At 70.5% G+C, this 12,143-nt stretch carries 8 protein-coding genes; 5 read left to right on the forward strand and 3 right to left on the reverse strand.

The genetic code is table 11. The features are described 5' to 3' along the window. Window positions 1–132: 132 nt before the first annotated feature. On the reverse strand, window positions 133–573 hold the full coding sequence (locus ACFZB9_RS22960) for a hypothetical protein (RefSeq protein ID WP_391449887.1): 441 nt from the start codon (window positions 571–573) through the stop codon (window positions 133–135). A gap of 263 nt (window positions 574–836) precedes the next feature. Here ACFZB9_RS22960 and ACFZB9_RS22965 point away from each other — a divergent pair, with 263 nt between their 5' ends. From ACFZB9_RS22965 to ACFZB9_RS22975, 3 genes are all read left to right on the forward strand, one after another. After that, window positions 837–1,097: a hypothetical protein gene (locus ACFZB9_RS22965; protein WP_391449889.1), complete on the forward strand. Its 261-nt coding sequence runs from the start codon at window positions 837–839 to the stop codon at window positions 1,095–1,097. A gap of 480 nt (window positions 1,098–1,577) precedes the next feature. After that, a complete protein-coding gene (locus ACFZB9_RS22970) occupies window positions 1,578–2,369 on the forward strand; it encodes a sirohydrochlorin chelatase (RefSeq protein WP_391449891.1) in 792 nt (263 codons plus the stop codon). A gap of 624 nt (window positions 2,370–2,993) precedes the next feature. Then, window positions 2,994–3,536 (forward strand): hypothetical protein, encoded by a 543-nt coding sequence (locus ACFZB9_RS22975; RefSeq protein ID WP_391449893.1) that lies wholly within the window; start codon window positions 2,994–2,996, stop codon window positions 3,534–3,536. Between the two features lie 118 nt (window positions 3,537–3,654). On the opposite strand, the gene ACFZB9_RS22980 is transcribed toward ACFZB9_RS22975, so the two are convergent. Continuing rightward, window positions 3,655–4,008 (reverse strand): hypothetical protein, encoded by a 354-nt coding sequence (locus ACFZB9_RS22980; RefSeq protein ID WP_391449895.1) that lies wholly within the window; start codon window positions 4,006–4,008, stop codon window positions 3,655–3,657. Window positions 4,009–4,141: 133 nt separating this feature from the next. Between ACFZB9_RS22980 and ACFZB9_RS22985 the strand changes: the two genes are divergently transcribed. Together ACFZB9_RS22985 and ACFZB9_RS22990 are read left to right on the forward strand one after the other, a co-directional pair. Further along, window positions 4,142–10,564: an SDR family NAD(P)-dependent oxidoreductase gene (locus tag ACFZB9_RS22985; protein WP_391449896.1), complete on the forward strand. Its 6,423-nt coding sequence runs from the start codon at window positions 4,142–4,144 to the stop codon at window positions 10,562–10,564. A gap of 74 nt (window positions 10,565–10,638) precedes the next feature. Next, the gene (locus ACFZB9_RS22990; RefSeq protein WP_391449897.1) at window positions 10,639–11,076 is read left to right on the forward strand and encodes a carboxymuconolactone decarboxylase family protein; all 438 of its coding nucleotides are present in this window, start codon (window positions 10,639–10,641) and stop codon (window positions 11,074–11,076) included. A 260-nt stretch (window positions 11,077–11,336) separates the two neighbouring features. Here the strand turns inward: ACFZB9_RS22990 and ACFZB9_RS22995 are convergent, their stop codons facing one another. Further along, complete coding sequence (locus tag ACFZB9_RS22995; RefSeq protein WP_391449899.1) at window positions 11,337–11,696, reverse strand: antibiotic biosynthesis monooxygenase family protein; 360 nt, start codon at window positions 11,694–11,696, stop codon at window positions 11,337–11,339. Between the last annotated feature and the right edge of the window lie 447 nt (window positions 11,697–12,143).

Genomic DNA, 12,143 nt, shown 5'->3' on the forward strand with positions numbered 1-12,143 from the left:
GGGGCCGACGAGCCGGCGCCACCGGATCGCCGCCCACCCAGGCTGTGCCTCCCTGTCGGCCAGATCGTGCCAGGACAGGTCGATGTGTGCCGACGGTTCAGCTCGACGCGAGTGTGCGCCGGTGATCCCCGGTCAGCGGCGGCCAGTGGCCAGGATGACGAGGAACTGGCCGCCGCCCGGCTCGATGTCGGCGGTCACCGGCAGCCCCGGTACCAGTCGGGAGAACCGGTCCACCAGCCAGTCCGCCGCCTCCTGGGCGTCCTGCCTGGTCGGACAACGGCCCACCATCTCGCGGCCCCCCTTGCGCTCCAGCCTCCCGGCAACGGTGATCAGCGGCGCGGGTTCGACCACGTACAGGCGGTCCGGCCAGGCGATGACCACCTTGACCGCGCCCTTGCGGGTGTTGCACCCGCGGTGCGCGAGCCGCTCGGCGACCTTGGCCTTCCGGTCGGCGGTCCGGCTGTCGACGCTGGGCCCCCGCGGGTCGTTCACCGACTCGTCGGGGTCGACCGGCTCGTCGCACACCCAGCACAGCCAGCCGTCGCGCTCGGCCACATCATCAAGGAGACTCATCCGAGCAAACTAGCCTGTCCGGCCACCACCCCGCACATCAGGGCCTCGGCAAAGCCATGACACCGGCCGACAATGCCGCAACGGCTGGGCAGCTGGCCGGACGCAGCAATGCGCTCCGCTACCTGACCCACACCGACCGTACGCCCGGTCGGCACCCCAAGCGCCGGCCCCCGCAGGAGAGCAACGACGAGCCGCGGGTACCTGCACTGGGGCGAGGCTCGTAGAAACCTTGTCGGGAACCCAGCAGCGAGCCTTCGAGCTGGTTGGACAAACGACCTGGTCAGGAGCCGAACGGCCCCAACCCGGCCAAGACGGGCGTGGCGAACTTCACCACCACCGTGACCACCGCCGACGGGTCGAAGTACGTCTCCAACTTCTCGGTCGTCGAGCCGGTGTGCAATCCGGGCAACAAGGCCAAGCCCAGCAACGTCTTCCAGCTCAAGGGAGATGTCACCCTCACCTACACCCCCGCCGGAGGTTCACCCACCTCCATCCCGGGCGCCGCCTACTCGGCCGGCCGCTGACAGCGGTTGTGCCGGGCGAAGGTGCGCCGTAGCCAACCGCCAGAGTTCCCGGTTCGCGGCTGGCGGCTGGCGGCTGGCGGCTGGCGGCTGGCGGCTCGGAGTCGACTCGTGCACCTGGTCAAGCAGATCGAGGCGCTCGGCACCCGCAGTGGGGCGCCGAGCGCCGAGGGTGCGGTCTGCGGCCGGCAAGGTCTGCGGCCGCGCCTCGGGTCAACACGTACAGGCTGACCGGGCTCGACGAAGCCCCGGCCGGAGCACTGTCCGCCCAGGCCAAGGACGGTGCGGCGAAGGTGGTGATCACACCCGCACCGGCGGCCGCCATCAGCCCCGGCGAGAGACCAGCGTTTCGGAAGAAGACGAGGCTGTCAGGCGGCCGGGCATGGAGCCGACCTGAGGCCGGTCTTGCTGAAGGCCGGTCACAGACTGTGAGATAGTCATCACTCTACTGCGCCGGCACCGCATGACGAGGGTGGTACGACAGTGACCAACGTGATTGAGACGCCGCACCAACAGGTCGCCGAGTCGGCCGCGGGCGCGCTGCTCCTGTTGGCACACGGCAGTTTCGACGCCCAGGCGCAGAAGTCCACTCGCGCGCTCGCCCGCGCGGTCGGGCTGTCCCTGGCGTGCCGGGTCGAGGTCGCGTATCTCCGGCATGCCGACCCCACGGCGCGTCAAGTGCTTCGCACACTCGCCGAGACCGGACACGGCCGCGTGGTCGTGGTGCCGTTGCTGCTGACCTCCGCATTTCACGCCCGAGTCGACCTGCCCAGGGCGCTGTCCGACCCACCGGCCCTGGCGCCGGTCGTGACACCGGTGTTGGGCAGGTCTCCGGACGCGCCCGACAGGCGGCTGGTCGCGGCGCTGCGCCGCCGCCTCACCGAGCTGGATGTCGCTTTTGACGCAGTGGTGATGGCTGCCGCGGGCAGTAGCGATGTCGAAGCGTGTTCATCGGTGAGCGCCATGGCATCCGCGTTGGGCGCGGACCTCGGCCTGCCGTGCCGGGCCGGCTTCGCGTCGACCTCGTCGCCGACGCCCGGGGAGGCGGTGGCGCAACTGCGCCTTGAGGGGGCTCGCCGAGTCGCGGTCGCGTCCTATTGCTTTGCACCCGGTCGGCTGTTCCGCCAGGCCGTCGACTCGTCGACCGCGGCCGGCGTGGTCGGCGTCTCCGAGCCGCTGGGCGACGCGCCCGAACTGGTCGGGCTCGTGGTGGAACGATTCCATGAGGCGTGCGACGTGAAGGCTGGAACAGCAGTGCTATCTGAACGACCCTGAGGAGACTTCCGACCCCTTCGTGCACTCCCAGGCGCCAGGCGGCTCCCCTCTCCGGCAGCGCCGAACAGCCGCGAGGTACGAGTCGCCGGCAGCGACATCCAGCCCCACCGGGCGCCGGACACGCCACCCTCGAAGGGCAGCAACAGCACCTCGTGGTCGGCCGACAGCAGGACGACCGGAGCAGTACGGCGTCACTGTCGCGCAAGGCTCAGCACAGCACCACCACCATCATCTCGCAGCACCAAGACGTCACGGCGCACTGCAGCCAACGAGCGAACAGTTGAATGGGGGTCAGTTCGTTCGTTGGGGGCCGCTCGGCCGGGCTTTTGCCCCGGCTTCTACGAGGGGCCCGTGACCAGCAACAACGCCACCATCGTTCGCGGATCGGAAACGGAACGTTCTGAGCCCGTCAAGCCCGTGGCCGCTGAACTACGGCGATCTACTTCTCGACAAGTCCCGGTACCTGCCGAGCGGCGCCCCGGACCCCGAGATCTACGACGCCCCCGACTACGGTTGAGGACCGCACCGTGCCCGCCTCGCACACCGTCGTCCAGCACCACCTGGCCGGCGAGCTGTGCGCAAAGCCCGCACGTGGCTGCCACAGCTTCACGGTCGCTCACACCGATGCACTCCGCGTACACGACTCTCTCGCCCCGGCGAACCCGCGTCCGGATCAAGAAGATCATCGCGGCCGCGGGCGGGGCTCTGGGGGCGTCAGGATCCGTCGCTGCCCTTGTCGCCTCGATCGCCGTCGCGGCGGGAGCGACCGCGGGTGCGAGCGCGCTGCTGGCCACCCCGGTCGGCTGGGCGCTCGCCGGTGCTGCCGCCGCGGTGGGGCTGGGCCTCGCCACGTACAAGGCGTGGAAGTACTTCGCCAAGCGCTGGGAGCAGTTGGCCGAGCACGACGCCGACGGGAAACCGACCCGTTCCCCTCTCGCCCGACTCGGCAAGACCCTCGCCGTCTGGAAGAAGGCCGGCCCGGCCAAGCGCGAGGAGTACGCCGCCGCGCTCTACGGGATGGCCGAAGGCGGGCAGGACGCCGACCCCGTCCGCACGGAAGAGGCGCGCAAGACCATCGCGGCGCTCGGACTCGACTGGGACGGGCTCAGGATGGCGGCCCAGCCCGAAAGCGCGAAGAAGCTGATCGCCGCAAAGCTCGCTTCGTAGCTTCCGCGGACAAGGACGGTGATCAGTCGGGGAAGTGTCCCGTTGACGAACGTGTCAGTGCGCCACGAGGCGCTGTTGTTTCGGAAGGCTCGGTGCCTCCCGTCCGACGCAGCTCTCGTCAGTCGGTGAGAGCGGGGCTCTGCAGGGTGTCCAGTGCGTTGCCGGCCTGGTCGGCCAGGGTCACGGCGACGAGGCGGGCCTCCAGCGAGGGGGCGACACTCGGGGTCGGCTGGAGCAGGAAGCGACCGTAGTAGTGGCCGTTGCTGAAGACCCGCAGTTCGACGTCTTCGTTCGGAAGTCCGAGCCGGTCGACGTTCCAGCTCTTGCGGCCCAGGACGACGGCCTGGTCCGGCTCGTCGCTCCAGGTGCCGACCGGGCCGGGCTCGCCGTGGATGTCGGCGCCGAGCGCCGGGGTGCCGCCCTTGAAGCGGGGGTGCCCGTTGGCCCAGTCGACAGCGGGAAGTTTTCTCACACGCGGTCAGTGTCGCTGGGGAGATGACGCAGCCTCACCAGGTGCGCGGAAGTGAGATCGAGGTCACGGATTCCGCATGTGAACCTGTTACCCGCCGGTAGGGGAACTGTGGCATGGTGGTCCCAAAGTGATCATGAGGGGACTGACTGTGACGTTATCAGAGCGACGCGCGGACGAACCGATAGCGATTGTGGGCATGAGTGGCCGCTTCCCGGGGGCTCCCGACGTCGAGGCGCTGTGGGAGGTGTTGCTCGACGGCCGGGACACGGTGACCGAGGCCCCGTCGGACCGTCCGTGGATGCGTGAGCTGCACGATCCGCAGCCAGGCACCCCGGGGAAGGTGCCGACGACCCGAGGTGGATTCCTGCCGGGGCTGGACCTGTTCGACGCGGCGTTCTTCGACATGTCCGCGCGCGAGGCACGCCGGGCCGACCCGCAGTTGCGGCTGCTGCTGGAGGTTGCCTACGAGGCGGCCCAGGACGCGGGCATCCCGATGCGGCGGATGGCTGGGACCCGCACCGGGGTCTTCGTGGGGAACGTGGCCGGCGACTACTGGCTGCGGCAGGTCGCCGATCTCGAAGGGCTCGATTTCTACGCCGAGATGGGGGCGAGCTGGCGCGGAGCACTGTCCGGGCGGATGGCCTACGCCTTCGACCTCCAGGGGCCCGCGGTCAGCATGGACACGGCCTGCTCGTCGTCGATGACCGCGATCCACCTGGCCTGCCAGAGCATCCGCGCAGGCGAGTGCGAGGCCGCGATCGCGGGGGGCGCCAATCTCATCCTCGCCCCCTACTCCACCGTCACGTTGGGATCGGCGGGGGCGCTGTCCCCGGACGGGCGCAGCAAGTTCGCAGACGCTTCGGCCAATGGTTATGCGCGCAGTGAGGCGGTCGGGCTGGTCCTGCTCAAACCGCTGGACCGCGCGCTCGCCGACGGTGACCGGGTGCGCGCCGTCGTTCTCGGCAGTGCGGCCAACAATGACGGCTTCACCGGCAGCGGCATGGTCGCCCCACGTCCGCAGGGGCAGGCGGCGATGCTGCGCGCGGCCTATGCGAACGCGGGAGTCGATCCGCGTGACGTGGCGTTCGTGGAGGCCCACGGTACCGGCACGCCCCTGGGCGACCAGGTCGAACTCACCGCGCTGTCCGACGTACTCGGGCCACGGGGTGCGGGGCGGGAACGTCTCCTGGTGAACTCGGCAAAGGTGTGCGTCGGGCACACCGAGGCAGCGGCAGGCGTGGTCGGCCTGATCAAGGCGGTGTTGTGCCTGGAGCATCGCACGGCTCCGGGCAACCCGCTGCTGGTCGAGCCGAACCCGGCGATCGACTGGGAGGCGGCTCCGCTGCGGGTGCCCGCGACCAGCGTGGATCTGACGGGGAGCGGCGAGCCGCTACTGGCCGGTGTCAGCGGCTTCGGGGCCACCGGAACCAACGTCCATGTGGTGCTCCGCTCCGCGCCCACCCCGTCCGTGGAACGGTCAGCGGAACAGGACAGTGGCCGGCCGGGCCTGCTGGCCATCTCGGCGCGGTCGCCGGAGGCGCTGCGGGAGCTCGCCGGCCAGTACACGGAGCTGCTGGATCCCGCTGCGGGCAGCCCACCGCCGTTGCGGCAGGTGTGCGCGGCGGCGGCGACCCGTAGGGACCACTGGGAACACCGGCTGGCCGTGACCGCCGACTCGGCCGCGGCCATGACCGACGGGCTCCGGGCGTTCCTTGACGAGCGGGAGCACTCCGGTCTGGTCAGCAGCCCCCGCGCCGGGGCACGCAAGCCCCGGATCGTGTTCGTCTTCCCCGGGCAGGGCTCCCAGTGGCTCGGCATGGGCAGGGAACTGCTCGCCGCCAACCGTCCGTTCCGGGACGCGATCGACGAGTGTGACGTGGTCATCCGCAAGTACGGCGGTTGGTCGCTGATTGACGCGCTGTGCGGTGACGACGACGGCTGGCTGCAGCGCACGGAGCGCGTTCAGCCCGCTCTGTGGGCGATGAGTGTGGCGTTGGACCGGCTGTGGCGGTCGTGGGGTATCGAACCGGACGCCGTGCTGGGGCAGAGCCAGGGGGAGATCGCCGCCGCGCACTGCGCGGGGGCCCTCACCTTGGAGGAGGCGGGCCGGCTCAGCTGTCTGCGCGCCGAACTGATCGACCACCTCGCTCCCGAGGGCGCCGTCTGCTGGGTGGAACGCCCGCACACCGACATCCTGGCCCTGCTCGCCGATCTCGGAGTAGAGGCGTCGGTCGCGGTCGCGGAAGGCCCGGCCTCTACGGTCCTGTCCGGGACGGTGGAGGCGATCGAGCGGATCATCCGCGGCTGCGAGCGACGCGGGGTGTCCTGCCAGCGAGTCCACGTGGGCTACGCCGCGCACAGCCCGCAGATGGATCCGCTGCGGGAACTGCTCCTCGAGGGGCTGGCCGATCTCGAACCCAGCGCCACGAGCGTCCCGTTCCTGTCCACGGTCACCGGCGGCGAGCTGCCCGGCACGGCCCTGGACCGCGACTACTGGTGGCGCAATCTGCGGGAGACAGTGCAGCTGGACCACGTCGTGCGATCCGTCCTGGCCGGCCCGCAGCCCGTGGTGTTCCTGCAGATGTCCCCGCATCCGGTGCTCACCACCGCCCTGCGGGACAACGCGGGCGCGGACACCGTGGTGCTGGAGTCGCTGCGCCGCGGCCAGCCGGAACTGTCGTGCCTCTACCGGACGTTGTCCGTCCTCTACGCTGCCAGGTGCGACCCGGACTGGGAGCAGGTCCACGGCGCGCCCGGCCCCTTCCTCGACCTGCCCCGTTACCCGTGGCAGCGCACCCGCCACTGGTATCAGGCGGCTGGCTTCCCGTGGCCCGAGATCGGTTCCACCAGCCGGCCCCCGGTTCCCGCGACGAACCTTCCGAAGGTCTCGGCGGCTGCGCCCACTCCGGCACACCCGTGGCTCGCGGCCACCGACACCGGTGCACCTGGTTCCCGCGGATGGAAGGTCGACCTCGGCCACGACGAGTTCCTGCTCGACCACGCGGTGGCCGGACAGCCCGTGATGCCAGGGGCGGGTTTCCTGGAGCTGGCACTGGCCGCCTCGCAGCGGCTCCTCGACGGCCGCTCGGCCGAGCTGCGCGAGATCGAGTTCCGGCAGCTGCTGCCCTTGGACGCGCAGGCAGCGGAGAGTCCCGAGCTACGGGTGACCGGCGAGCCCGACGGTGAAGGCTGGCGGGTGCGGATCGCCGGCCGAACGGGGGCCACCACCGGCTGGAGCGACCACGCGCGAGCACGTGTCGTCCCCGTCGAGCTCGGCGACACACCTCAACCAACCACGGCCTCAAGTGACATCCGCAACCGCTGCTCTGACTGGCAGCCAGGTGAGTTGTTCTATCGCGACCACCGCGACTCCGGCAACACGTGGCAGGGCGCCTTCCGTGGCATCGCCGAACTGTGGCGCGGCGACAGTGAGGCCCTGGCCCGGCTCCGGCCCGTCGACGGCAGCGGATTCCGCTTCCACCCCGCGATGCTGGACGCCTGCCTTCAGGTCGCGGTGCCCATGCTGTCCGGACCGGCGCAGGCCGGCAGCCGTGGCTTCGTGCTGCTGGGCATGGACCGGGTGCGCCTGCTGCGGCCCTACGCCGGTGGGCCGCTGTGGAGCCACGCCCTCCTGGGCCGGACCACGCAGGGCGAGCCCTCCGTGGACGTCACCGTCCTCGACGACTCCGACGCCGTGATCATGCGGATCAGCGGGATACGGGGCAAGCGGGTGCCCGCTTCTCACGCAGGACACGCGACACGCTCAGACACGCTCGCCCAAGGGCGTCACAGCGTGGTCTGGCGGGAGACAGCCGGTCGGCCCGCACCCGCCGAGGCGGGGCACTGGCTGATCGTCGGCGACGACACCGACTTGGACCGCAGGCTTGCCGAACAGCTCGCGGCGGCGGGTGGCGTCGTGTCCACCGTTCGACCTGGCAACGGGTTCATGGTCGAAGGCCCCGGCCGCTTCCGTGCCGCACCGGGTTCGCAGGACGACGTGGCCCGTGTGCTGGCCGAGGCCACGCTCCATGCTCCGCTGCGCGGGGTGGTCAGCACACAGGCACTGTCCGCTGGCTCCGACGACGCGGCCTCGCCGCGCCTGGTGCAGTGGACCGCCACCGAACTGTGCGCCACCGTGGTCCGGCTGGCCCGATCGGTCCGCTCACTCGCGCAGCCGACACCACCACGGATCTTCCTGCTCACCCGCGGCGCCCAGGCGACCGTCCCCCAGGACACCTGTCCGGCGCCCTGGCAGGCCGTGCTGTGGAGCCTGGGCCCCATCCTCCGCAAGGAACGCCCGGACTGCCCCACCGTCCTGGTCGACCTCGATGAGCAGGGAACGGGCGGCGCGAGCGAGGCCGCCGACCTGACCGCGCTGCTGCTCGCCCCAGGAGCGGAGAACAAGCTCGCCCTGCGCCGCGGACAGCGGCTCGCTCCCCGTCTGCGCGCGGCGGACCCCGACGCCCGGACACCGGTCCAGCAGGCACGCATCCGGCCGGACACCACCTACCTGGTGACCGGCGGGGCCAGCGGAATCGGCGCCCTGGTCGCCCAGTGGCTGGTCGGCCAGGGCGCGCGGCACCTGCTGCTGACCGGGCGCAGCCACGTCGACCCCAACGGGTCCGACCCCCGTGCGACGCTGCTGAAGCGGCTGCGCTCCGACGGGGCCGAGGTCTCCTACGCGCCCGTCGACGTCGACGATCCCCAGACCATGGCGCAACTGCTCCACCGACGGGAACAACAGGGCCTGCCGCCAGTGGGCGGCGTAGTCCACTCCGCCGGGGTGCTCGACCCCGCCCCCACGATCGACCTGTCCGAGGACGATCTCCGTGCGGCCCTGCGGGCCAAGGTCGCCGGCGGGTGGACACTCCACCAGCTGTTCGCCGACCAATCGCTGGACTTCTTCGTCGTGTTCTCCTCCATCATGTCCGTACTCGGCGGCCTGAGCCTTTCCGTGCAACTCGGCGCGTACGCCGCCGGCAACGCGTTCCTAGAGGCGCTCACCACCCACCGACGTGCCGCAGGTCTGCCGTCCACCGTCGTCAACTGGGGCTACTGGGTCGACACCGGCCTGGCCCAGCGTCTCGGCGAGAGCAGCGGCCATGACGTTCGCCCGGCAGGCATGCTGCCCATCCACTCCGTGGACGGCCCCGAGCTGTTCACGGCCATGCTGGGCGCGGACGGCCAGATGATCCACCTCCCCGTGGACTGGCCGACCTACCTCGCCGCCTACCCGCAGGACGCCGACAACCCGCTGCTGAGCGAGATCGCCGACCGTGACCCGGATGAGGCGGCCGACACACCTCCAGCTGTTCCGGTGCTTGCAACTCAGGTGGCCGGGCCGGTTGTTGCTCCTGTGCGGCAGGACCTTCCGGGCCCGTCCTCCCCATCGGCACCAGGTGTCGAGGGCATGGTGGAGCACCTGGCGAAGCATCTGGGTGCGGTGCTCGGTGTCGATCCTGAGCGGGTGGACCGCTTCCGGCCGTTGAAGGAGAGCGGCATGGATTCGCTCATGGCCGCCGAGCTGCGCAACCTGCTGCGCCGCGAACTCGGCCAGGACGTACCGATCTCACGCCTGCTCGGCGGCGCCGGCGTCCACGACCTCGCAACCGAACTCGCCACCACCAGCGCCCCACAGGAAGCCAGTGCCACCCGTGTCGCATCGGCACGGCCGATCCAGGTACCGCAGCAGAACCAGGTCGGTGACAGCCGGGCTCAAGTCACCATTCAACGGGATGAGGCGGCCTCCCTCGCCACCCGGTTCCAAGCCGTCTGGCAGGAGGGGAGCCACCAGGAGGCCATCGACCTCCTGGAGAAGCACAGCCGACTTCGGCCGACCTTCACGACCCCTGCGGGCCCCCCGGAGGTCGGCCGGCCCGAGATCCTGGCACGCGGCGATGGGGCACGACCTCGACTGATCTGCCTGTCGTCGTTCCAGGCTACCGCCGGCCCTCATGAGTACGCGCACCTCGCCACGCAGCTGGGCCGGGAGCACACGGTCTGGGCGTTGCCCAACCCGGGGTACGCACCGGGGGAGACACTTCCCGACAGCCGTGCCGCCCTGGTCGCGGCGCAGGCCCGAGCCGCACTGCGCTGCGCCGACGACGCACCGTTCGTCCTGGTCGGGCATTCCTCGGCAGGATGGGTCGCGCACGCGGTGGCCGACCAGCTGTCCAGTTCCGGTGCCGCTCTCCTTGGACTGGTCCTGCTGGACACCGCCACTCCTGACGACGCCTGGTCCGGTCTGCGCACGCGAGCCGCGCAGAGCCTGATCGACCCGCGTAAGCCCCTTGCAGACAGCGCGCTCACCGCGATGGGCCACTACCTGCGGCTCTTCGCCGGTTGGACACCCACACCGGTCAGCGTCCCCGTCCTGCGGGTGCGTGCCACCGATGCGCCGGAGCCCGCCGGGACCGGGCACGACCGCGCCTGGCAACGATTCCCCTGTGATCTCACGCAGGTCCCGGGCGACCACTTCAGCATCGTGCGGGAACACGCGGAGAGCACGGCGAAGGCGATCCGGCGCTGGCTCATGCCGCTCCATCCGCCGATGTGACCCGCGTGCCTTCCCGTACGACGTCCAGCACGTCGCCACAGCAACCCCACCAGATTCGATCGTTGGAGGCATCCATGCACACGTCGGAGCAGCAAGCCGGAGACGACCGCACACAGCGGGAACGGGGACTCGAGGTCGCCGAGGCATTCGCCGGCGCGGACATGGTCGACCATGTGCGGGCGGCGTTCGCCGACACCGCCCCCGAGTTCGTCGACTACATGGTGGACTTCGTGTTCGGCGAGGTGTACGCCCGCCCCGGGCTGAGCCCGGTGGAACGCCAGATCGCCAGCATCGTCGCGCTCACCACCCTCGGTGGCGCCGACTTCGCGTTGAAGAACCACATCGAGATCGGCCTGCGGGTCGGGATGGATCCCGCCAAGGTCGTCGCCACAATCATGCAAGCCCTGCCTCACGCCGGGTTCGCGCGGGTCGCCGAGGCGATGCTCATGGCCCGACGCGTGTTCGCCGAACAAGACCTGCACGTATTCGACAAGCCATCGGGCGCCTCCTGACGGCCGGTCACGCCGATGATCGCCGCCCAGGCCACTTCACCTACAGACCGTGCGACACATCGGCGGTGGGTGAAACGGACCACGGGCGGCGATCATCGGCGTGACTCCGCCGCACCAGCCCGGCGTGTGTGGGCTGCGGGGCGACCCCGGATCCTGCGTGGCGGACCCGGGGTCGCCACGCGCGCCGGAGCGCCCGCCGATGGACTTCGGCGCGGTCGATACTCGCCGGCCTGGATCAGGCATGAGTCATCCGAACGTCTTCACCTGGGTCGTGTCGTATCTGCCGGGCGGAGGAACCCGTAGGCGCGCTCGACCTTGGCCACGTGCACCGCGAACGAGGCATACCAGTGCTCGCGCCCATGCGCGCGGGTCAGCGCGTGCTCCGCGTGACCCCGCCAGGCCGCGATCGACTCCTCATCGCTCCAGTACGACACCGTGATCCCCAGACCGTCCGCGCCGCGAGCCGAATCGACGCCGAGGAAACCCGGCTGGTCGACAGCCAGTTTCAGCATCTGCTCGGCCCTGTCCGCGTAGCCCTCGTCACCAGCGGTCCGCACGGAAGTGAACACCACCGCGTAGTAGGGCGGGGCGGGCAGCGATGCGGGCGCAAGATCGGCCACGGACGTCCTCCAACAGGCAGCGACGGGGGGTATCGCCTCAAACGATCTCGCGAACCCGCCTGAATCCACAACCCCATTTGCCCGTTACTGACCCACGACAGAGCCACTCTCCGGGCTGGACTGACGGAGCGTTGCCGGAACCGCGATCATGAACGGTCGTGAGTGAGCATCTCCTCCAAGATCTCTGGCTTCGGCTTCTGGACGGGAGTATCGACCCTGCCCTGACAATCCATCTGGTCCTCGACAACGGATCGTCACATGTCTCGATTCGCCGTCCGCTGGCAACTGAACCCCGCTACCGTGCTCCACGCCGCAGCCACGCGATGAGATGGTCCCGCCGGCGTCGCAGACAGCAAGCATGTGCCCGCCGTTGCCACTACACGCGCAGGGGTCACCCGTTGGCGGGACGGGGCGGCCAAGACCGCCCCACACCCGCCCCCACCCGGC

The organism is Kitasatospora sp. NPDC008050, from assembly GCF_042957465.1.
Taxonomy (GTDB): domain Bacteria; phylum Actinomycetota; class Actinomycetes; order Streptomycetales; family Streptomycetaceae; genus Kitasatospora.